Annotated in this window: 24 protein-coding genes; 3 read left to right on the top strand and 21 right to left on the bottom strand. The window is 33.7% G+C overall.

The genetic code is table 11. The features are described 5' to 3' along the window. Positions 1-129 precede the first annotated feature (129 nt). Positions 130-894: an enoyl-CoA hydratase/isomerase family protein gene (locus tag A0O34_RS06065; RefSeq protein WP_066752496.1), complete on the bottom strand. Its 765-nt coding sequence runs from the start codon at positions 892-894 to the stop codon at positions 130-132. Between the two features lie 252 nt (positions 895-1,146). Between A0O34_RS06065 and A0O34_RS06070 the strand changes: the two genes are divergently transcribed. From A0O34_RS06070 to A0O34_RS06080, 3 genes are read left to right on the top strand one after another with little or no spacing between them, the layout of a single operon-like run. Continuing rightward, positions 1,147-1,695 carry a phage tail protein gene (locus A0O34_RS06070; RefSeq protein ID WP_066752500.1) on the top strand — a complete coding sequence of 183 codons (549 nt, stop codon included), beginning with the start codon at positions 1,147-1,149 and terminating at the stop codon, positions 1,693-1,695. 47 nt (positions 1,696-1,742) lie between these two features. Further along, positions 1,743-2,285, top strand: coding sequence for a phage tail protein (locus A0O34_RS06075; protein ID WP_066752502.1), 543 nt, complete (start codon positions 1,743-1,745; stop codon positions 2,283-2,285). A gap of 36 nt (positions 2,286-2,321) precedes the next feature. Further along, positions 2,322-3,152, top strand: a complete 831-nt coding sequence (locus A0O34_RS06080; protein WP_066752505.1) for a T9SS type A sorting domain-containing protein — start codon at positions 2,322-2,324, stop codon at positions 3,150-3,152. A gap of 117 nt (positions 3,153-3,269) precedes the next feature. Here A0O34_RS06080 and A0O34_RS06085 read toward each other — a convergent pair whose 3' ends face one another. The 20 genes from A0O34_RS06085 to paaA all read right to left on the bottom strand — a co-directional run bounded on the left by A0O34_RS06085 (position 3,270) and on the right by paaA (position 23,332). Continuing rightward, positions 3,270-5,960 carry a DEAD/DEAH box helicase family protein gene (locus tag A0O34_RS06085; RefSeq protein WP_066752507.1) on the bottom strand — a complete coding sequence of 897 codons (2,691 nt, stop codon included), beginning with the start codon at positions 5,958-5,960 and terminating at the stop codon, positions 3,270-3,272. 6 nt (positions 5,961-5,966) lie between these two features. After that, on the bottom strand, positions 5,967-6,653 hold the full coding sequence (locus A0O34_RS06090) for an SMUG2 DNA glycosylase family protein (RefSeq protein WP_066752509.1): 687 nt from the start codon (positions 6,651-6,653) through the stop codon (positions 5,967-5,969). Between the two features lie 2 nt (positions 6,654-6,655). Further along, positions 6,656-7,435 carry a DUF4241 domain-containing protein gene (locus A0O34_RS06095; RefSeq protein WP_066752511.1) on the bottom strand — a complete coding sequence of 260 codons (780 nt, stop codon included), beginning with the start codon at positions 7,433-7,435 and terminating at the stop codon, positions 6,656-6,658. A gap of 43 nt (positions 7,436-7,478) precedes the next feature. Continuing rightward, positions 7,479-8,015 carry an SMI1/KNR4 family protein gene (locus A0O34_RS06100; protein WP_066752513.1) on the bottom strand — a complete coding sequence of 179 codons (537 nt, stop codon included), beginning with the start codon at positions 8,013-8,015 and terminating at the stop codon, positions 7,479-7,481. Positions 8,016-8,145: 130 nt separating this feature from the next. Further along, entirely contained in the window at positions 8,146-8,763 is a 618-nt protein-coding gene (locus tag A0O34_RS06105) for a transposase (protein WP_066752516.1), read from the bottom strand. Positions 8,764-8,881: 118 nt separating this feature from the next. Beyond that, the gene (gene paaZ, locus A0O34_RS06110; protein ID WP_066752519.1) at positions 8,882-11,371 is read right to left on the bottom strand and encodes a phenylacetic acid degradation bifunctional protein PaaZ; all 2,490 of its coding nucleotides are present in this window, start codon (positions 11,369-11,371) and stop codon (positions 8,882-8,884) included. 56 nt (positions 11,372-11,427) lie between these two features. Next, on the bottom strand, positions 11,428-12,255 hold the full coding sequence (locus tag A0O34_RS06115; RefSeq protein WP_066752522.1) for an alpha/beta hydrolase: 828 nt from the start codon (positions 12,253-12,255) through the stop codon (positions 11,428-11,430). 106 nt (positions 12,256-12,361) lie between these two features. Further along, positions 12,362-12,940, bottom strand: a complete 579-nt coding sequence (locus A0O34_RS06120) for a transposase (protein ID WP_066752524.1) — start codon at positions 12,938-12,940, stop codon at positions 12,362-12,364. 78 nt (positions 12,941-13,018) lie between these two features. Next, complete coding sequence (locus tag A0O34_RS06125) at positions 13,019-13,612, bottom strand: acyltransferase (RefSeq protein ID WP_066759547.1); 594 nt, start codon at positions 13,610-13,612, stop codon at positions 13,019-13,021. 185 nt (positions 13,613-13,797) lie between these two features. After that, positions 13,798-15,003 (bottom strand): 3-oxoadipyl-CoA thiolase, encoded by a 1,206-nt coding sequence (gene pcaF, locus A0O34_RS06130; protein ID WP_066752526.1) that lies wholly within the window; start codon positions 15,001-15,003, stop codon positions 13,798-13,800. Positions 15,004-15,093: 90 nt separating this feature from the next. Beyond that, positions 15,094-15,507 (bottom strand): PaaI family thioesterase, encoded by a 414-nt coding sequence (locus tag A0O34_RS06135; protein WP_066752528.1) that lies wholly within the window; start codon positions 15,505-15,507, stop codon positions 15,094-15,096. A gap of 75 nt (positions 15,508-15,582) precedes the next feature. Then, positions 15,583-15,912 carry a hypothetical protein gene (locus A0O34_RS06140; protein ID WP_066752532.1) on the bottom strand — a complete coding sequence of 110 codons (330 nt, stop codon included), beginning with the start codon at positions 15,910-15,912 and terminating at the stop codon, positions 15,583-15,585. Positions 15,913-15,929: 17 nt separating this feature from the next. Next, positions 15,930-16,526 (bottom strand): hypothetical protein, encoded by a 597-nt coding sequence (locus A0O34_RS06145; RefSeq protein ID WP_066752535.1) that lies wholly within the window; start codon positions 16,524-16,526, stop codon positions 15,930-15,932. Between the two features lie 3 nt (positions 16,527-16,529). Then, complete coding sequence (locus A0O34_RS06150) at positions 16,530-17,663, bottom strand: 3-hydroxyacyl-CoA dehydrogenase NAD-binding domain-containing protein (RefSeq protein ID WP_066752538.1); 1,134 nt, start codon at positions 17,661-17,663, stop codon at positions 16,530-16,532. Between the two features lie 110 nt (positions 17,664-17,773). After that, positions 17,774-18,574: an enoyl-CoA hydratase/isomerase family protein gene (locus A0O34_RS06155; protein WP_066752548.1), complete on the bottom strand. Its 801-nt coding sequence runs from the start codon at positions 18,572-18,574 to the stop codon at positions 17,774-17,776. A gap of 82 nt (positions 18,575-18,656) precedes the next feature. Continuing rightward, entirely contained in the window at positions 18,657-19,124 is a 468-nt protein-coding gene (gene paaD / locus A0O34_RS06160; RefSeq protein WP_066752551.1) for a 1,2-phenylacetyl-CoA epoxidase subunit PaaD, read from the bottom strand. Between the two features lie 38 nt (positions 19,125-19,162). Beyond that, positions 19,163-20,950 carry a right-handed parallel beta-helix repeat-containing protein gene (locus A0O34_RS06165; protein ID WP_066752554.1) on the bottom strand — a complete coding sequence of 596 codons (1,788 nt, stop codon included), beginning with the start codon at positions 20,948-20,950 and terminating at the stop codon, positions 19,163-19,165. Between the two features lie 307 nt (positions 20,951-21,257). Further along, positions 21,258-22,007: a 1,2-phenylacetyl-CoA epoxidase subunit PaaC gene (gene paaC, locus A0O34_RS06170; RefSeq protein WP_066752558.1), complete on the bottom strand. Its 750-nt coding sequence runs from the start codon at positions 22,005-22,007 to the stop codon at positions 21,258-21,260. Continuing rightward, positions 22,007-22,288: a 1,2-phenylacetyl-CoA epoxidase subunit PaaB gene (paaB, locus tag A0O34_RS06175; RefSeq protein WP_034679196.1), complete on the bottom strand. Its 282-nt coding sequence runs from the start codon at positions 22,286-22,288 to the stop codon at positions 22,007-22,009. The genes paaC and paaB overlap by 1 nt, the downstream gene beginning before the upstream one ends. Positions 22,289-22,393: 105 nt before the next feature. Next, positions 22,394-23,332: a 1,2-phenylacetyl-CoA epoxidase subunit PaaA gene (gene paaA / locus A0O34_RS06180; protein ID WP_066752561.1), complete on the bottom strand. Its 939-nt coding sequence runs from the start codon at positions 23,330-23,332 to the stop codon at positions 22,394-22,396. Positions 23,333-23,367 lie beyond the last annotated feature (35 nt).

Here is a 23,367-nt window from a genome sequence, read left to right on the forward strand (position 1 = left end):
AACTTTGAAATACAAAGTTATAATTAATTTTTAATCTGCAAACTATTTTTTCAAAAATGTAGAAATATTTTATTTAAACAAAAAGCCGCTGAAAATTTCAACGGCTAGATTTATTTAAAAGGCTGAAAACTATTTCGCTCTCAATCTCTCTTTAATAGACTCAATATTTTTCTTTGCAGAATCTTCAAGAATTAAACTTGCGCTCATGTGGATTCTTGCAGGCATTAATTCATTGAAATGATCTGTTCCTTCCCAAGATACTTTTTTAATTAAAGCTAAAGCATCGCTGCTTCTTGTCGCTAAAGTCTGCAAAAACTTCTCTAGTTTAACATCCATTTCTTCAATATTTTCTGAAACTGAATGATACACATTATGTTGCTCTGCCCATTCTGCTGATCTGAAATCTGCATCAATCGCCATTGCTGAAAACTGAGATTTCCCAATTTTTCTTTCAACATATGGCCCGATTACGAATGGCCCGATTCCTAAATTGATCTCCGTTAAAGCCAAAGCAGAATCTTTCGTTGCAAAACAATAATCCGCTCCACAAGCAAGACCTACTCCACCGCCCGTTGTTTTTCCCTGAACTCTTACGACTACAATTTTACCGCAGTTTCTCATCGCATTCAAAACTTTAGCAAAACCTCCGAAAAATTTTGTTGATGCTTCCAATTCTTCAATAGACAAAAGTTCATCAAAACTTGCTCCTGCACAGAATGCTTTTTCACCTTCACTTTTTACAAGAATAGCTTTAACCTCATCTTTAGCACCTTCATCCAAAATGGTCTGAGCCAGTTTTTCTAAAATTGCTCCCGGAAGAGAATTACTTTTTGGAGTTCCGAATGTGATCTCGGCAATATTGTTTTTCAGTTCTGAAACTACGAATTCGTTCATTTTTTAATTATAATTAGATTCTTACAAAAATACTAAATACGAAGCTTTTACCTAGAACAAAAAGCAAATATTCTTTAATAAAATATCATACACAATCAGTAAAAATACGGAGTCCCAAATTTGGTATTTTCTACTCTACCTACAGTTTTATATATATCGTTCCTTTGAATTGTTAATAAACACCAACAATTGGCGAGATCCGAAAAGCCTTAAAAAAGAGTAGGAACATTTAAAACTGAAAAAAATAATATCATGGAAGAATTAATGGGAGTCATCAAATCATTCTCCGGAAACTTTGCCCCTGTAAACTTTATGTTCTGCGATGGAAGATTATTAAGTATTGCACAAAATTCCGCTCTCTTCTCTCTTTTAGGAACTACCTATGGAGGCGACGGTGTTTCAACTTTTGCTTTACCAAACCTTAACGGGCGCTATCCTCTGGGAATTGGAAGCAATGGAAGTCAAACTTACGTATTGGGAGAGCAGTCTGGAACTCCACAAACGACGATCATGTCTATGAACTTACCTACCATTACAAGTCAATTAAAAGTTGCTAAAGCTAATGCTACTTCAGCTTCACCATCTGCAACTTCATCAATTGCAATTCCGGGAACAACTGTAGGTAGAGATTTTACTGCCATACCAAGTTTTATCGACAATGCAACTCCAACATCTATTACATTTCTTAATCCACAATCTGTAATGTTTATCGGACAGAATCAACCCATCAATAATATGATGCCTTATATGGGACTTAACTACATTATTTGTGTTCAGGGAATTTATCCTTCAAGACCTTAATTTAAAAATAAGTATTAATAATAACCAACAATTAAAAAGAAAATATCATGGAAGAATATTTAGGAACCATCAAAATGTTTGCAGGAAACTTTATCCCAAGAGGATATTTAGCATGCAACGGAGCTTTATTAGGCATTTCACAAAACCAAGCTCTTTTTTCACTTTTAGGAACGACTTATGGAGGAAACGGTACAACAAACTTTGCTTTGCCTAATCTAAACGGTCGTGCACCAATCGGTTCAGGAATTGCTAATACAGGAAAATCAGTAAACCTTGGTGAAGTAGGAGGAACTCCAACAACAACATTGTTTAACTCAAACTTACCAAGTTTTGTAAGCCAATTGAAAATCTCTAAATCTAATGCAACAACAGCTTCTCCATCATCAGCATCATCAATTGCTATTCCTGGAACAACTGTTGGTAGAGACTTCACTCCGGTTCCTAGCTTTGTAGATACAGCACCGGATACAGTAATCAATGCAGCCTCAGTTACTTTTACAGGTGCAAATGTGCCTATTGAAAATATGCCACCATACTTAGGTATGAACTACATTATTTGTGTAGAAGGAATTTTTCCTTCAAGACCATAAAAAAATACATTTATAAACATCTAAAAAATTAAAATCATGAAAAGCACTACTTTTTTCTTAATCTGTAGTCTGCTCATTTCTACTTTCACCTTTGCGCAGACTAGTACTGAACAATTTGAAACGGAATCTCACGGAAGTACAAGCTTCACGGATAACGGAGTAATCTTTAACATTCTAACTCATGTAGGCGGGTTCGACATTCAGGCCAACTACCCAAATACTGGTTGGAATGGTACAGCAAATGACAATAGATATATTGATAATTCCGGAGCGGGAAATATTGCAGTTGGAGCATCATTCAGCATCAAAACAACATCTAATTTGTATAAAGTAAACAGATTTTGGATATTCTTATCTGATACAAGTTTAAATCAAACGGTAGCCGGTACACTTACTGTAACAGGTAAATTAAACGGAATTACAAAGTATACACAGACCAAAAGTACAGGTTTTGCAACCGGTTTAGGCTCTACAAATGGATATACTTTGATCGATTTAACCAATCTTAATGGTCAGAACTATTCGAATATTATTGTCGATCAGCTTCAAGTTACTCTTGGTGGTCTTTATACGTATGCAGGTCTTGACGCTTTCACTTGGGTAAAAGATACAGGTATTGTTTTAGCCACCAATGAAGCAGCTGGTGTGATCAAAAAGCAGGCAAGCATTTATCCTAACCCGACAAATGGTCCTCTTACGATAAAAACTGAAGAAAATAATAAAGCCGAGATTTATAATCAGGAAGGAAAATTGGTCAAAAGCCTAGACATCAAAAAAGGTATCAATGAAACTAATATTTCTGAACTTCCAAGTGGAGTTTATTTAATAAAAACACCCTCAGAATCTTATAAAATCATTAAGAAGTAACTACTGGAGTTAAAAAAATCTAATAACCATGAAAATTTTAACATAAGTATATTGTACCACGAAGATTCTAATTACATAAGTGAAGAAATCCCCTGATTATTTCAGGGGATTTTTGTTTTATCTTGTCCATTTATGGAGATGTTCAATTCTTACATTTCTTTTCATTAACGATTGAAACCTTAATTTAAGCAGTATTTTTCGGCCTTCAATTGTTCGGGTAAAAATTAAATCAGACGCTTCCATCATTTCACTCCATGTGTTACAGAAAAATTCTGCACTTTTTTTATTTTTAGCGAAAATTTCAGGCAATGGATAGTAGCTATTCTTCTTTATAAAAAAAAGATTTCTTTTTTGCTCCAACAAATATCTTGGATTATCAACAGGAGAAATTAATTCCTGCAACGTTTGGATAAATTGAGATCTTTCATAATTGCTTCCTCCTTCCAAATGACAAACTGAGTTTTTGTAGTAATCAGCCGAACTTACAACTTTGAGTTTCTCAAGAGGTGTTCTAATAATTCTTTCATTCATTAAACCTTTTACGACAATATTTCCTATCAATTCAATATGCTTTGCTATGTTTTTATATTTAAAATATTGTTGTAATGCTCTATAAAACTTCCCGCCATAGATCAAGAGTCCAACTGCTCCGAATAAAAATGCAAACCACGAAAAGCTTGTTACAGAATTAATAGATTTAGCTGATCGAAACATTCCCACCAATAAATCCCACCAAAACATCACAAAAGAAGAAACAGCAACTCCTGAAAGATTCCCTATCATTTTACCAAGATATTTCATCTTCATTTTTTTGTTGTCTTTCATTTCTTCAAAAGGAACCTGTATTTCCTCTATAAGAATATTTCCCTTATCTAAAGCTGTTTTCCAATGGCTAGAAAGGCTTTTCCTATCGCTGGCAGAAGCAAATGTACTTTGATTAATCAAAGAAACTTCGTGAATATTTTCAATAGTTTTGATATTTAATCTTTCAAAATTATTTTCTATGGTAGGATTGTCCTTACTTGAAATCCCAACAAATGTTTTAAATCGTTTTCTTATAATATCAAAATCTTGTCCGCCATTTTCGCTATTCCCATCAAAACATACAAGATGCCAAATATTGCCTGTCTTCTCAGGATTATCTTTCTGGGTTCTTATTACTCTTCCTCTCATTTGATTTGAAAGAACGAACGAGCTTACAAAACTTGCCAAAATAAGCGCATTCATTTTAGGAGCATCCCAACCTTCTCCTAAAAGTGATTTTGTTCCTATTAAAATTTGAATTTCACCACCTTGAAAAATTTCTGTAATGATATGAACAATATCGTGTTTTATAGACTCAGAAAGATTCACCAAAAGATATTCGCTATCATAAGAAAGCTCGGAAACAGAAACTTTTGGAATCCCTTTTTTCATACAAAACTCATCAAATAATTCTAAGGCTATTTTAGGAATAATCACAATACTGCCTGTTAAAACACCAATTTTTTTATGTTGTAAATTTTCTCTTCTTAATTTTTCAAAAATTGAAATAGCTCCCATCTTATCAAGATCGAAGGTGTTTGTTTTTTCAGTACTTAAATATTCTTTTTTGATAAAATCTGTAAGAATGACCATTTTCAAGTCTTCCTTTAAAACAGAATACTCAAAATCTGCAATATCTTTTATACCTTGGAGTTTTCCCATGCTTGAATTAAGAATCTGAGATAGATTTTTATTCTCAAAAAAACTCACTCTTTTCTTGTCTAGAAAACCATGTCGTCTTAATCGGTTTTCAAGATCTGTGCGATGTTCTTCTGAGTCTTTAAAATCAATTCCGTCAACAAATAAATAAAAATCAAGTAATTCTTCAAACCAAAAGAAATCAAATTCGAGGATAAATTTTTGTTCGTCTCCAATGATTTCAAAATGAATTTCGGGAATTTCTTTACCTCTAAAATTCATGTAAACTAAGCCTGAAGTATAGGAAGATACATTCTCATAGATCCATTCTAAATGCAATTGCGGATTTTGATATACAGAATGATTTTCTATTGCATTTAAAAGAACATTATCATTTTTAATTTCTTCAAAAAATTGGTTAGCCTGAATATGATACTGCTCTATTTTCAGTTGTTCCTGTTGCGTTGGTAATGTAAAATAGACCAAATCCTGATGCGGACATAAATCTCCTTCTATCATTAATTCCGGAACTGAGATCTCAACGTCTACAGCACCATTCAGTTGAATATATCGTTGCCATTCGGCTCCAGAAACATCAAAAGGAGGAGTTGCGGTAAGCGCTACAATCGTAGGATTAATTTCCGTCTTTAGATCTATTAAACTTCTCCACCATGTATTTTGAAGATGATGGGCTTCGTCTAAAATAAAAGTTCCTACTTTCTGCTTTTTTAATTTCTTTACAACTTCTGAAATTGTATAATGGGAAGAAATTTCATCTGTTTCTTCATCAACAATTTCTTTTAGATTATTGGAAGCAGCATGAATTCCCTGATAGGTAGTAACTGTAATAAAACTGGGATTTTTAATATCTGTAGAAATCCAATCAGGAGTGATTTCTATATTGAGAAAGAGCTCACAAAATCTTTGAATCCATTGATTTCTGATGGCTAAAGTCGGCGCAACAATCAATGTGGGTTTATTAAGTCTTAACATTACCTCTAATCCCAAAACCGTTTTCCCAGAACCTGGAGGAGCTACAATATGAAGATGATTATCGGTAAGATATTCCTCAACATTATCGAGGAAATTTTTCTGATATTTTCTCCAATTATATTTAAATTTTAAACCTTCTGGAAACGTGTTCATTCCATTTTATTTTTTTAAGGCTAAAATATATTTGTCAATATACATCTCTTTTTCTTTCAATTTATATTGCTGAATATATCTGGGATGCTCCAGAACCGTCATTTTATCGAAAAGTTTTGCTTCTTTATTGAGTTTGGAAATAAAATCTGCATTTTTCTTTCCTAAAATAAAGACTTCTGAGGTATCGACATTTAAGCTGATATGCTTTCTTAAAGAATCAATCATAAAATCTTTCACGTCTTCGAATAGCTTTTTATCGTCGTAATAATTAGCATTTAACCAACCTGTTTTTGCTTTTCTTACAATCGCTAAAGGAAAAGGAGAATTGATATAAAAATCCTTGTAGAATTCTTCTGCACTGCCGTATGCTTCGATCATATCATACATAAAGACAGAAGAAATTTCATGTGTGCGAGCAGATTTCATTGTAATTCCGCAAACAGATTCCAAACGTTTTGTATCGGTAAACGGAACACCCGTCACTCCTGCTCCATGACGACTAGGATTGATTCCGATTATGAATTTCCTTTTATTGGAATCGTTATAATATTTTTGATAAAACTTTTGCATGACTTCCATCGTTTCCGGATTATCTAAATACGGATTCAAGACCTGAAAACCTTCGGGAAGATTTCCTGAATATTCCAGATTTTTATTGAACTGAACGACTTGATCAGCAAAAGTTTTATTCATATTTAATCTTTAAGAAAAATAAAGTTTTCAGGTTCATTATCCTCGTCGCCGTCTACATCATCCTCGTCACCTTCTTCACTTAAAGCCAATTCTATATCAATAAACTGAATATATAAACCACAAATTTCTCCGTTAGCATCATAAGCAAAGTAAACAGGATAACTACCATCACCAAAACCACTTGCAAACATCGGAATCTGATAATTTGTGTTGGGAACAGTCCAATTGATCCAATCTCCCGCTTCTCTCTGATTGTTTGGATGATCTTTATAACTTTGCTCGAAAATTCCGGCAAAATAATCATCGTAAACATTGTCGACATCCGTCTCAGCTACAAATTTATCTACAAACGGAAGCACTTCAGCATCTGTAATACATCCTAATCCAGCATCAACTCCAAAACCGAAAAAATCGTCTTCGGTTACACCTTCCAATTCTTCAATTCCGATTAGAGCTTCACGATAAATAACAGGTTTTTCTTTGGTAAATTCAACTTTTACAACAGCATATCTGTCGCCCCAATCTTCAGATTTTACCACTGCAATTGTCACAGGGAAATCTCCTTTCGGAGCCTGAATGAAATAAGGTTTTTCATTAGAACTCAGATAAACAAGCGGATCTCTCACCACCACTTTTCCGGAAGGAAGAGAGACATTTCCGATTGCCATCGTTTCCATTTTCTGTCCCAGAATTTCATTCGAAGTAAAATACGTTTCAAGGTCTGTAGGACAAACCATGATATCTTTTACTTCTTCCCATTTTTGCATCCAGTTTTCGTTCATTATAATTTATGATTTAATTGTAAGCATTAAAAATACAGCTTATTTAGTCTCCGTCAAACTCTTCTTCGTCTTTTAATCCTTTAATAAATGTTTCAAAATCCTTTGCCAGAAAAATTTTCCTGTAATCATCTTCCTGATCTACATGTACCACTTCCGGCTCGCCGTCTTTTCCGCACTTAGAGTAGTCAAGTAAGATCATATCATGACCTGCAGAAGGACAGTCAGCAATATACACACCGTCATTTGGGTATCCCCATTCTTCCATCATAAACTGACTTCCAAGTTCTCCACAAACAGAATAGGTTTTCTCTCTTCCGATTCCCATTAGTCCTGTAATTGCGACATGATCTTCTGCCCAGGAATTGTCTTCTGTTGTTGGGAAACAGCTTTTTTCTACCAATCCTCCGTTTTGAATTCTCATTAATTCGATATAAGAAGCAGGCAGTTTATATCCCAATTCATTTTCAATTGAAGAAATCATTTCATCATCAGGAAATTCTTCGATGTAATCTCTTACTGAATAACTGCTTTCACTCCAGAAATCTGTAAAGTCAAAGTCTTTGAAAAATTGTAGTTCCATATTTTGTTTTAAATAAATGAGATTCTGATTTTACTGTAAAAGTAATTATCATTTTTAATTAAAAACATTTCTTTCGCTAAGATTTTGTACATCCTTGTCAAGGTTTTGAACCTTGACAAGGATGATTTAACTAAAACTCACAATCAAGATCAATAACTTTTTTATGCGATATTATGAAATTTTCTCTATTATCAAATAATTCAATAACCTCATTCCTTTTCAATAAAGTTTTAGAATGGCTTAAAATGGATTGATAAGAGGAAAAATTATATTTTGAAAACTCACTCGTTATAAAATGGTTCTGCGGGTTTTGATGAATATAAATAATTGTATTAATTAAATATTCATCCGACGTAATCTGTTTTCTTTTAAATGGAGATTCTATTAAAGAGCCATGTCTGTTATTTTCCTTGTTAAAAGCTTGGGAATAAGAATTAAAAATTCGAGCAAATTGCTTTGAGAAAATATTTTGTGGTGAGTGAAGTCCTGCAAAAGCCTTGTCATGGTTTCTGACCTTGACAAGGCTTTCCAACTCTACATCAGATTTTATCTTAACCAAAAGATGAAAATGATTAGGCATAAGACAATATGCATATACATCACAAACAGGAATAATAAATTCAGCCATTTTATTGAGAAAGAACAAATAATTTCGATCTGATTTAAAAATATTTTCTCCGTTAATTCCACGATTATAAATATGGTAAAAACGGTCTGCTTCAATGGGAGTAGTTCTAATGTCTGTCATTTGTGTGTGTTGTTTTAATCCTTGTCAAGGTTTGGAACCTTGACAAGGATTAAAAGTATTAAAAAAAATCCCTTTCAGTAAAAACCAAAAGGGATTATAAATTTATATTTATTTTGAATTAAATCAATCCAAACTGCTCAAAATGATGCGTAAAATGTTTTTTATGCATCAGTTCCCACATTTCTTTGTTTAATTTTCCGAAAACAAAATTCATGTGTTCAGCCTGTGGATTTTCTTTGTAATAAATTGAGAATTTCTTCAAACTATCCAAGAAAGACTGTTTTGCAGCATCCAGATTTTTATGTCTTAATTCTAATAACTTTTCATCTTCAGCCAAGAATGGCGCAGGGAAATCTTTCGGCATCTTTCTGTGATTATAAAGAGAATCCTGCCATTTTTCCAACTGCTCTTCCGGAGTGAAACATTTATCAGCTTCCGGCTCGCCTAAGCTTACCAAAACGCCATGCTCCAAATGCTCGATCATTTGTTGAGGAGACATTTTACCCCATGTTGGTTGAGTTGATTCAGCTAAACCTTTTACAATTTTCTGAACATTTTTAAGGTCGATAAAAGGAGAATGTTTTGCTACCAATGTTAAAATAGTCGCTACGCAAACTACTTCCTCTCTCTGATTCACAACTTCCACCAACCATTTTACCACACCGGAAGGAATATTTCTTCCTTTTACTCCACGGTTGATTTTTTCTTTTGCAGTTAAATAAACCGTAATCGTATCTCCTGCATAAACAGGCTTGAAGAACGAACAGTTTTCTAATCCATAATTTGCGATAACTGGTCCTTTTTTCCCTGATACGAACAATCCAGCCGCAGCAGAAAGAATGAAATATCCGTGAGCCACTGTTTTATCAAAAATAGTTCCCGTTAAACTTGTAGCATCTGTATGGGCGTAGAAATGATCCCAAGAAACATTAGAGAAGTTCACGATGTCTGCATCAGTAACTGTTCTCCCTGCTGTTTCCAACGAATCTCCAACCTCAACATCTTCAAAATATTTCTGGAAAGGATGTTTGTCTGCATATTTTTTCTCTGCTCCTTGTTGATATACTTTCGTAATAGCTGTCAAAATATCCGGAGAACCTTGAATTGCCGTTTTTTGAAGGAAGAAATGAAGACCATTCAATCCACCCATTTCTTCGCCTCCTCCTGCTCTACCAGGACCTCCGTGCATTAATGTCGGAAGTGGAGAACCATGACCTGTACTTTCTTTTGCATTATCTCTGTTTAACACGAAAATTCTACCGTGCTGAGAAGCCATTTTCCAAGAAGTTTCTGCCACGAATTTCTCATCGTGAGAAACAATAGAACCTACCAAACTTCCTTTTCCTCTTTTTGCCAAAGCTGCAGCTTCATCCGCATCTTTGTAAGGCATCAAAGTAGAAACCGGACCGAAAGCTTCAACATCGTGAGAGATGTTTTTAGTAAACGGAGAATTATTTAAGAACAATTTCGGAGACATAAATGCACCATTTTCATAGTCTGCATCTACAAGCTCGTGTTTTCCGTCGTATACAAGTTCGTTTTCAGTTTTTAAGATATTTATTTTTCTCAAAACCTCATCATACTGCTGTTTTCCAACCAAAGAACCCATTCTTGTATCTCTGCTTAACGGGTTTCCGATTTTAGTTTGATCTAAAGCTTTAGACAAAGCATTTTGAACATCACCAATTAAGTTTTCAGGAACAATAATTCTTCTGATCGCTGTACATTTCTGACCTGCTTTTGTTGTCATTTCTGTACGAACTTCTTTGATGAACAAATCAAATTCAGGAGTTCCTGGTTTTGCGTCCAATCCAAGAATTGAACAGTTCAAAGAATCTGCTTCCATATTGAAACGAACAGAATTTCCTGAAACAGAAGGCAAAGCTTTTAATTTTCTACCCGTCGTTGCAGAACCTGTGAACAATACAGAATCTCCATCCTGAACATAATCCAAAATATTTCCTGGCTCCCCACAAACCAATTGAAGCGCTCCTTCAGGAAGAACTCCGCTTTCAATCATATCCTGGAAAACTGCATTCGTCAAATAAGAACCAAAAGGAGAAGGCTTCACAATGGATGGAACACCCGCCAACAATGAAGTCGATAATTTCTCCAACATTCCCCAAACAGGAAAGTTATATGCATTGATTTGCACAGAAACTCCTTCACTTGGCGTCAAAATGTGAGTACCTAAGAAAGTTCCGTTTGCAGAAATTTTCTGAGTTTCCCCATCTACCCAAAACGGAGTGTTAGGAAGCATTCTCTTTGCCAACCCTGAATATGTAAAGAAAGTACCAAAACCTCCTTCAATATCTACCCAAGAATCTGCGTGAGTCGCCCCTGTTTTATATGATAGTTCGTAATATTTTTTCTTTCTTTCTAAAATGTAAAGCGCCACTTTTTTCAACATTTCTCCACGATCGTAGAACGTCATTGAAGAAAGATTTTTGTACCCTACCGTTCTACCGTAATCAAGAGCTTGTTCAAAATTCAGTCCTTCAGTATCGGAAACAGCAACCTGCTCTCCCGTCACAGCATTGTATAAAGGAATTCCGTTTCCGGTACCTTCGATCCATTCTCCGTGGATGTAGTTTTTTAACTTTTCCATATAGTTTTTAATTTAATAATGTATCAAATACATTTTTAGATTGTTATATTTTAAATTTATTTCGGTTCCTGATAAGGAAATATTTTCACCAAACCTTCATACAAACTTCTATGAAGAATCGTTGCATGATTATCTCCTTCCATCATTTTATATTCTACTGTCCAGTTTTTCTTATTTGATTTCTTTAGAACATCATATAAATCTTCTGCGTCTTTTACCATCACAGGATGTTCGCCTTTCCCTACAGAAACATAAACGAATTTTTTAGTATCCGGAATTTTGGATAATAATTGATTGGCCTGTTTCAAAAGACTTTCATCATCCCACCACAAACTTGAACTGATAATGAAATAGTTATTAAACATTTCAGGCTTTTTTAATAAAATCTCTGTTGCTAAAAGTCCACCAAGAGATTGACCGAAAATATACGTATCGGTAGTTTTAAACTGACTTTCGATATAAGGTTTTAATTCTTTTTCAAGAAAACTGATGAATTTATCCGAATGTCCAGTTGTCGGATAATCTTTCTGTAAATCTTTTAAATCTGTGTGAAAAGTAAAGTCTCTTTTTCTATCGATATTGGCAATTCCGACAACGATCGTTTCCGGCATTGCATACATTTGATTAAAGAACTGAACCAATCCCGTAACATGAATAAAATCTTCATTCATGCTTCCATCCAAAAGATAGATAATTGGGTAAGATTTTGTTTTATCAAAATTCTGAGGAAGATAGATGTTTAAAATTCTGTCTTCATTTAAAATTTTAGATTTTATGGTTCTGATTTCTCCAATAGTCAATGGTTTTACATTTCCTATCTGGGCAAAAAACACAGATTGAAATACAAAGAGAAAACTGCAGAAAATGAGAATCTTTTTAATCATTTCTTTTTAAATTTTAATTTTTTTCTTGTCTAAATATTTTCATTAAACTAATCTTATTGAAACCTAACGGGTTTTAAAAACCCGTTAGGTTTGGTTTGTGTAACAATTATTCTAAATTTAAGAAGTCATATTCAACATTAGACTGGTGATAATTTCTAAAAACCTCAAGCGAATCAAAATATTGCATAATCTCCGTTCTATTCAATTTACTTTCTTTTTCATGATTTAAATATGAATTATATGAAGAGTGCTTCCATTGATCAATTTTATTTACAAATCCATGATTAACTGGATTATTGTGGATATAATGTAAGACTTTTAGTAAATATTTCTCATCTGATATTTTCTTCCGTTTTACTGCATTAAGAAAAAGAGCTCCTTTTCGGTTATACTTTTTATTAAATGCTTTTGCATAGGAATTCAGAAAATTACCAAAATTCTTCATTAAAGACCGATGTTCATCTTCCACATTTATACCTTCAATATTTTTAAATCTTAATAATAAATGAAAATGATTCGGCAACAAACAGTATGCATAAATATCTGCAATTTGAGTAATATATTTATCTAATTGTTTCAGAAAAAATTGATAGTTCGTCTCTTCACGGAAGATCAATTCTTTCCCATTCACATGAGAAAAAATGTGATATACAGATTCAAACTCAAAATTTTCTGTATTAATCATTTTGCTTTTATAATAAAACCTAACGGGTTTCGAAAACCCGTTAGGTTTGGGTAACTTATTTAATTTGTTTAATAAAAATTATTTCACGTCATCCCAAATACTGTAATCAACAACTTTCGTAGGAATTTGCTGAACATATTCAGTAAAAGGTTCACAAGGCAAAATGGCATCTTTTCCCTCTCTCGCCAATTCCTGATACAATTTTGTTCCTTCAGTTTTCCATTTAATCATTTCATCAGAAACATCACGGATGATTTTTGCAGGACTTCCCACAATTAATTTTCTTGCATCACATCTAAAGTTTGCAGGAACAAAGGCTAATGCGCCGATAATACATTCATCACCGATAATAGCTTTGTCCATCACAACTGAATTCATTCCCACTAAACAGTTTTTCCCGATATGCCCCGAATGAATAATTGCACCGTGACCGATGTGCGCACCTTCTTCTAAAATGGTTTCAATACCCGGAAAAACATGAAGCGTACAGTTTTCCTGAACATTGGCTCCGTCTTTGATAATAATTTTACCCCAGTCGCCACGGATCACCGCATTGGGACCGATATAAACTTCTTCGCCAATTTCTACATTTCCAATAATCACCGCTTGTGGGTGAATGTATGCAGAAGGCTTAATGATCGGACGAATTCCGTGATATGAGTAAACATTCATAAATTTATTTTTCTTATTAAATTCTTTTGTCTTGAAACAAAAGAAACAAAAATTCAAGACTGTAAACTTTTATGCTACAAATTGAAAAATTCCCTAAAAAGTTTAAAAATCGCTTCGCTCAAACATAAAACTTTTCTTAACGGTAATTTTGAAATTTGCTTAACGCTAAAAGTTTAGATGTCGTTTTAGACACGCTCAATAATCATTGCATAACCTTGTCCAACACCGATACAAAGCGTACACAATGCATATTTTTTATTTTGTTTTTGAAGTTCTAAAGCTGCAGAACCGATGATTCTTGCTCCGGAAACTCCAAGTGGATGACCAATTGCAATCGCTCCTCCGTTTGGATTTACTCTTGAATCATCATCTTTTAAACCTAAACTTCTTGTTACCGCTAAAGATTGAGCGGCAAATGCTTCGTTCAATTCAATAACATCTATATCGTCTAAAGAAAGATTTAATCTTTTCAATAATTTCTGAGTAGCTTCAACTGGGCCGATTCCCATAATTCTTGGCTCAACACCTGCAACTGAAGATCCTAAAATTTTAGCTTTTGGCTTCAACCCATATTTTTTCACAGCCTCTTCACTTGCTAAAATTAAAGCTGCTGCTCCGTCATTCATTCCTGAAGCATTTCCTGCCGTTACCGTTCCTTCTTTTCTGAAAGCCGGACGAAGTTTCCCTAATCCTTCCATTGAAGAAGTTGGTTTGATGAATTCGTCTTTATCGAAAATTTTCGGTTCGCCTTTCTTTTGTGGAATTTCAATTTTTACAATCTCTTCAGCCAATCTTCCACTTTCCTGAGCTTTTGTAGCTTTTTGTTGAGACCAAAGGGCAAATTTATCCTGATCTTCACGACTGATATTATGCATATCTGCTAAGTTTTCAGCAGTATCTCCCATTCCGTCAACACCGTATAATTCTTTCATTTTTGGATTGATAAATCTCCATCCAAAAGTGGTATCAAACATCTGGCTGTCTCTACCAAAAGCAGCACTTGGTTTTGACATTACATAAGGTGAACGCGTCATATGCTCAACTCCACCTGCGATGTAAATTTCACCTTCGCCAGAAGCAATCGAACGGAAAGCATTAGCAACCGCAGACATTCCTGAAGCGCAAAGTCTATTTACCGTTTCACCTCCGATTTTGTAAGGAAGTCCAGCTAATAAAAGTCCCATTCTTGCTACGTTTCGATTGTCTTCACCTGCTTGGTTAGCGCATCCGAAAATAACATCCTCAATTTCCTCAATAGGAACTTCTGGGTTTCTTGCTACGATTTCTTTAAGGACAACTGCTGCCAAATCATCGGCTCTAACTTCTGATAAACCTCCCTGTAGTTTTGAAATAGGAGTTCTGATATAATCTATGATGTATACGTTGTTCATAATTTTTGCTTTAGGCTTTAAGCTATATGCAGTAGGCTTTATCAGCTTCAAAAAAAGCTTACTGCCTATTGCCTGAAGCTTACCGCTTATTTATAATTCTGTTACTTTTTTTCCGATTTTATAGACTGTTCCGACAAATTTCGCAATAAGTTCTTCGTTCTGATTGGTAATTTTAATATCGTAAACAGCGGTTTTTCTGGTATCATTTACCAAAATACTTTCTGCTCTGAAAATATCACCTTCTTTTCCAGCTTTTGTAAAATTGATGATGCAATTCAATGCAACGGCAGCGTCTCCAGTGTTGTTAGACGAAAATGCCAATGCAGAATCTGCAAAAGCAAACGTAACACCTCCGTGAACGGTTTTCAACCCATTGATCATATCTTTTTTAATGGGCATTTCCAATAAACAATAATTTTCTTTGACTTCGATCATTTTGATATTCATCCATCGGGAAAAATAATCCTGATCGAACATATATTCTGCAACTTGTCTTGGATTCATTTCTAATTTACGTTTGTTATTTTATATGTAGATATTTATTGTTTTTATAGGTCATATATAATCGTGCCTTCTTCATCAATGTTTGTGCTTCCGAATCATGGCGATTTCTTCATATAATTCTTCAACCAACTTCTCATAAATACTCATCGTTTTACCAAGAATTATTTGTTCGTATGAAAGGTTTTCTGAATTTGACGGATTAGATTTATTTTGATAAGGAGCATTTAACTCAATTCCATTTTCATTGGCTAATCTTTTGATCAGCTCTTTATATTTTTCATTAAATTTCCCTAATAGCTCAAGTCTTTCCTGATCGTCATCGATTGACGAAAGTTCTTGAATTATATATTCTTTTTCAATTAAAAGCCTTGTTTCTAATTCGGCTCTGAATCCATCTATATCCATTTAAATATTCTCTAATGTCATTTTTGAACTATATTTACTACCCTTTCCCACCAATTTTCATAAAATCTTTTAGCTTTATAAAATCTATTACTAGATTCTGAATAAATATCGGAGCTATACAAGCCTAAAGTTTTTGCTTTATTTTTACCTATAAAATTTAAATGGGTTGTACTGGCATCTGCAATAATATCTCTTCTGTTAAAAATAGTATCTCCGTCGAAAGTGATTAAATAATTTTTTTTATATGTATTTAATTCAACATTATCTATTTCCCAAATTTTATTAGCATTAAAATAGGCAATAAGCTCATTATATTTTTCCGAGGATGGTTGTTTTTTAACTTTATTAAACTTAATTTTTTCATTTTTATAATAACTCTCCCAAACTTGCCATCCTTTTTTATTTAAAGCTATTATTTTATAATAATTTTTGTCTCCAAACCAATAGCCAGTTGTGTGGTAACTTAAGATAAAATCAAATTTCTTGGAAAAATCAATTAGATCTTTATTGTATATTGAATCATTTTTAGAATAATTATTTTCGAATTCTGGAATTTGTGCATTTGCAAAAGTTCCTATAAAACATAGTAATATAAAAATTCTAAAAATAAACATATACTATTTTAATCTTTTTAATAACGGACTTTGTCTATACCTTTCTTCCTGATATTCTTCGTAAAGATTTTGCAGGGTTTCGGAGATTTTTCCATATCCGATTTCTTTTCCCCAAGCCAATAATCCTTTTGGATAGTTCACGCCTTTTTGCATTGCTAATTCGATATCTTCATCGTTGGCAACACCTAATCTTTTGGCTTCAACCGCTTCATTAATCAACATTGAAATAATTCTTAAAAATATTTTTTGATAAAGAGCATCGTCTTTTTGAGCGACAGGTTTTTCTACTCCTTCACTGTAATCGTAGAAGCCTTTTCCTGTTTTTCTGCCATGAAGTTTGGCTTCTGACATTCTTTGTTGAAGAAGAGATGGTTTGTATTTCGGATCATAGAAATACTCTTTGTAAACCGTTGTGGTTACTGAGAAATTTACATCAACACCTATTAAATCCATTAATTCAAAAGGCCCCATTTTGAAGTTTCCGATTGTTTTCATCGCTTCATCAACTTGTTCAATAGTTGCGATGTTTTCTTCAACAATTCTCAGTCCTTCACCGTAGTAAGGACGAGCAATTCTGTTAACGATAAATCCAGGAATATCTTTAGCAATCACAGGCGTTTTACCCCAATCTTTCATCAGATTGTAGATCTTTTCCGCTAACGATTTTTCTGTCAATAAAGATGGAATGACCTCAACTAAAGGCATCAAAGGAGCAGGATTGAAGAAGTGAATTCCAATAAAACGCTCCGGTTTTTGTAATTCCGCACCGAGAGAGGTGATGGAAATGGATGATGTATTGGAACCGATGATACAGTTTTCTGAAACGTAAGTCTCTAATTCTGTGAAAACTTTGGTTTTAATTTCTTTGTTTTCGATAATGGCTTCAATCACTAAATCAGAATCTTTTAAATCCTGTAAAGTTTCACCTTTAACGATATTATTTCTGATTTCTGTGGCTTTTTCCTGAGAAATTTTAGCTTTTTCAACTAATTTATTTAATGTTTTCTCTAAGCCTGAAAGTGCTTTATCAATTTGCGGAGTATTTGCATCGAATAAAACAACTTTGCGACCCGCTGTTGCAGCGACCTGAGCGATTCCTACGCCCATAGTTCCTGCACCAATAATTCCTACATTCATAATTTAACAGTGTATCAATATAACAATGTAACAATCACATTATGTCATGCTGAACTTTTCAAAGCATATCAATTGGTAAATTGTTACATTGATAAATTGTTATATTAATTTTATTTTCCTTTATAATTAGGCTTTCTTTTTTGTAAAAAGGCGCTTACCCCTTCTTTGAAATCTTCTGTTTCAGCTGCTTCCTGTTGTAGATCACCTTCTAATTCAAGCTGTTCTCTCAGAGTATTTGTATAAGACTGAGCGAAAGCTTTTTTAGTCAATTTAATCGCTGCAGTTGGCATATTTGACATTTTTTCAAGGATTTCCATTGATTTTGGAGCGAATTCTTCTTCATTGAAAATTTCAGCAACCAAACCGTACGATTTTGCTTCATCAGCAGATAATCTTTTTCCTGTGAATGCTAAATAATTTGCCAATTGTCTTCCCAATAATTTTGGTAAGAAATACGTTCCACCTGTATCAGGAATCAATCCAATATTTGAAAATGCCTGAGCAAAATATGATTTATCAACCGCCAAAACGAAGTCACAGATCAATGCCAACATTGCGCCAGCTCCTACTGCAGGACCATTTACCAATGCAACAACAGGTTTTTTACATTTTGTAATCTCTGTCACCAAAGGGTTATAATAATCTACCACAATCTTTCTGATGATATCGTGGTCGTGGTGTTCGTTACCTTGTACGAAAGCATCATCCAAGTTTTGACCAGAGCAAAAAGCTTTTCCTCTTCCTGAAATTGCCACACATCTTACTGTATCATCGTCGCTACATTCTTTAATGAAATCTTTTAGATCTGATAAAGACGGCTTTGTAAGAGCGTTCATTGTGTCTGGTTGATTGAGATAAGCAATTTTAAGTTTTCCGTCAAAATGCGTTTCAATATCAAGTTGTGTATACATGGTTTTAAATTTAATGTTTAAAGAATTAAAAAATTACACTGCTCTAATTTAACAATATTAAATAACGTAGCAATGTATCATTTTAATGACATTTAAAATAATCAAAAGGCTCTAAACAGTCTAAACACTGATACGAAGCCTTGCATAATGTAGACCCGAATCTGCTAATCTGTTTTGAATGCATAGAACCACAACGCGGACATTTTTTCGGTTTCCCGATGTGATGTTCGTCTGCTCCTTTTTCTGGAGGTGAAATTCCGTACACACGAAGTTTTTCTCTCGCTTCATCCGTCAACCAATCTGTTGTCCAAATCGGAAACATTTTGGTGACTACTTTCGCATCCCAACCGTTTTCCTTCATGATTTTCATGATGTCTTCCTCAATGGTAAACATAGCGGGACAGGCAGAATAAGTAGGCGTAATAGTTACTTCACAAGAATTCTCGCTCGTAACTTTCGCTTCTCTTACAATACCTAATTCCACGATATTGATTACCGGAATTTCCGGATCGGGGACTTGTGTTAATATGTTTAAAATATTGTTTTGCATAATTAAAAAGAAAGATATGCTTTTTTAATTTTAAAGCTTTATATAGGAAGATTATTGTGATAATTACCTACTTTAATGTTATCAGTATAATCTTCTAAAAATGGTTGTACACAATCATAAAAGATATTGTCTTTTACAAAATTTTCATGACATCTTAAAAATAGACCATATTTAACATTATTTATTTCATTACTTGATATGGCAATCCTATCATCAAGAGAACTTACTGTTACTAAAGGTTCAACATTAATTATATTTATAGTAACACCACTTCCTTTGCTATTCCCTGAAATAAAATTATCATTTATACGCATTCGCCCCATAAAAGTATGATTTCCTGATAGGCCATTTACCTGAACCCCAATAAAGCCAACAAACTGTGCCTCTTTTCTTCCATTAAGATGATTATCATTAATATAAATTTTTTCTACATTATTAGATTGTAGAAGTGAAGTATCATAACCTCTTTTAAATCCGTCAATTTCTATACCTATACCTATAAGATTCATTACTTGGTTATTATTAATCGATACAACACTTACATCACCATGAATTTTAACTCCATATCTTAAATTATACATTTTATTATGGGAAATTTCAATATTTTCTGCTGCACAAAAAGGGGATAATCCTTGTATCGTAATTCCATGGCTAAATTCACTAGATGAATCTAAAATATTATTATTTATACTTATATTCTTAAATTCTGTTTGATTATATTTGGGTTCTTCTCTAGAGGAGGACATAATCATTCCATCTTCGTCGGCAATTAATTGATGAATAATATTATTACTAATAATTCCATTTTTTCTGGTTCCGTCAAATCTAATAACACCCCAAATCATATTTTCAAAAATATTATTAGAAATGATAAAATTATTCACATTATCATAAAAATCTATTGCATAGAGCCTGTGTCCTCCGGCATGGTTTCTTCCACAATATTCAAAGTAGTTATTATTTACTAAAACTGATTTAAACTCACCAAGATCAAAAGCAAAAATTGCAACAACACCATGATCCGGATTTGTGTTCTCTGCATTTTTGAAGGAATTATTTTCTATAACGACTTCTGCATAACGAGATTGCGCTATAACTAAGTGTTCCATTACATATTTTTGTTCTTGCACTCCACTTTCAAAAAGATTATTACGAACTAATATATGTCCTCTATGGCAAGAATAGATATTTACAGCACGATTATATAAATCAAAAAAACTACAATCTGTAATTTCAATATTGCTTGATTCTGTTATATAAATACTACCGTTAAATTCTTTTGGTGCTGGGGAAGCTGCATTATCGTCAGAATTATAAACAGGTAAATTCCTTTTATTTTGGTCAAATCTAAGTCCTTCAATAATGAAATTATGACAGTCATTAAAACTTAAATAAAATCCTTCGACACGATCATTTGTACTAGGCTTAATTAGTGTGTGTTGCTTATCCCCCAAAAGTTTAAAACAGGAAATACCATCAAAACTTAATTGTTCATTAACAATATATTCTTTCGCATCAAATCTTAAAGTTGCTCCTAAATATGCTGCAGTATTAATTGCTTTAGTTAGCATGACTTTATCTCCGGTCCCATTTGTTAAATCAGTGGGATAAGTACATCTGTACCATTCTATATTAATGGTATTCTCTGTATAAATGGCTTTATAATATTTCCCATTTTCTTGTTTCAGAACAACATCATCTAGTAAGCTAGTACTAATAGGGTCTATTTCTTGATAACGGATAATTTCTCCGGTATTGTGAAATGTTTTAGTAAGAGTGGATTCCTGACATGTTGATGGAAATTTCAGGCTGTTGCAATTTGTCATAATTAATTTTTTTTTGTATTGATTATTTTAAATATGATCATTAAAAAATGATACTGAAGCAAAAATAAATGCTAGTAACGACAAAACTCGTCGTATTATTTACATGAAGTAATTTATTTTGTAAATGACTTCTTCATATTTTTAATGACATTTAAAATAATCAAAAGGCTCTAATTATTAAGTTCGCAAAGGCATTTGATTTCACTCAGCAAAGTCAACAAAGAGTAAAACTCTCTCAATGACACTTTAATATTTCACTTTTAAACTTGTTACATTGGTAAATTGCTTCATTGTTACATTTAAAAGTTTACCACGTACAACCAGGATACGCTCTTTGCATATATTGCAATTCGCAAAGCATAAATCCGAAATATTCTGTATGATAACCTGTTCTTGATTTTGGTTGCATAAAAGGATTTGTCGGATATTCTAAACCGAAATCTGCAAAATCTTTTTTGGTAATAGAAAGAAAATCTTCATACAACGCATCAACATTTGGAGCGATGTTTAAAGCAATTAAATCATCTTCTCCTTCCACTTTTGCGAATAAACCTTTTGAATATTCCCAGATATTTTCAAGAGATTTCACCAAACGAGCTTTACTTTCTTCTGTTCCCTGAGCGAAAATTTTCATCCAAGATGCAGCGTGAGTATAATGATACCTTACTTCTTTCAAAGATTTTTGAGCAAGAGCAAAAAGTTCTTCATCTGCAGAATTTGACAATGCCTCGTACATCAATTTCTGATACACTGCGAAAATATACACTTTAAGAATCGTCTGCGCATAATCTTCATTCGGAAGTTCAACCCAATGCGCATTTACGTATTCGTGCTCGTATCTTAAAAATGCTAAATCATCTTCACTTTTACCGTTATCGGCAACTCTTGAAGCATAAACATAAAAGTTGTTTGCTTGTCCAAGCTCGTCTAATGCGATGTTTGTTAATGCAATATCTTCCTCTAAATAAGGACCTTCACCGCACCACGCAGACAATCTCTGTCCCATGATGAAACTGTCGTCAGCAAACTTTAATAAATAATTGAATAGTGCGCTCATTACATGTTTTTTACATCGTTAGGAATATCGTAGAACGTCGGGTGACGGTACAATTTATCATCAGCCGGATCGAAGAATGCTTCTTTATCAATTCCTTCTGAAGTCACAATATATTTACTTGGTACAACCCAAACGGAAGTTCCTTCTTTTCTTCTTGTATAAACGTCTCTTGCGTTCTGCAAAGCCATTTCTGCTGTTGGCGCCTGTACTATTCCAACGTGTTTGTGAGATAATCCCGGTTTAGTCTGAATAAACACTTCCCACATATCTAAATTTGCCATAAATAAAATTAAATTTAACAATGTATCAATGTACCAGTTTACCAATGAAATGCTTCGACAAGCTCAGCATGACAATGATTGTTACATTTTTACATTGGTATATTGTTATATTGAAATTTTTTCTTGTTTCTCCGCAAAAGCAATCGCCGCTTCTTTTACCCAAAGGTTTTCCTGCTGCGCTTTTACTTTTGTCTGTAATCTTTTCTTGTTACAAGGTCCGTTTCCTTTTAAGATCTCCATAAATTCATCCCAAGGAAGTTCTCCGAAATCATAATGTTGTCTTTCCTCATTCCATTTAAGATCTTTATCAGGCATGGTTAATCCTAAGAATTCAGCCTGAGAAACGGTAACATCGATGAACCTCTGACGAAGACTGTCGTTACTTTCTCTTTTTACTCTGTAATTCATAGAGATTTTAGAGTTTGGCGAACTGTCGTCATTTGGACCAAACATCATTAAAGCCGGCCACCAGAAACGGTTTAATGAAGCCTGAGCCATTTCTTTCTGTTGTTTTGTACCACGACAAAGTGCCATCAAAATCTCGTAACCTTGTCTTTGGTGGAAAGATTCTTCTTTACAAATTTTCACCATTGCTCTTGAATAAGGACCGTAAGAATTTCCCATCAACATTACCTGATTCATGATTGCAGCACCATCCACCAGCCAACCGATCGCTCCGATGTCTGCCCAACTTAATGTAGGATAGTTAAAAATACTTGAATATTTCGCTTTTCCTTCCAACATATCATCATAGGTTGCGTCTCTATCCGCTCTGATGGTTCCGTTTCCTAAAGTTTCAGTAGCAGAATAAAGGTATAAACCGTGACCTGCTTCATCCTGAACTTTAGCTAAAAGAGCCATTTTTCTTCTCAATGAAGGCGCTCTGGAAATCCAGTTCGCTTCCGGCAACATTCCGACAATCTCAGAATGCGCGTGCTGTGAAATCTGACGAACCAATAATTTTCTGTAATCATCGGGCATTACATCTTTTGGTTCTACTTTATTTTCGTCGTGAACGTATTGAACAAATTTTTCTAAGTCCATCTTTTTTTAGTTTTAATAATGAAAAAAATTCATTA

The sequence above is a fragment of the Chryseobacterium glaciei genome (genome assembly GCF_001648155.1).
GTDB classification, from domain to species: domain Bacteria; phylum Bacteroidota; class Bacteroidia; order Flavobacteriales; family Weeksellaceae; genus Chryseobacterium; species Chryseobacterium glaciei.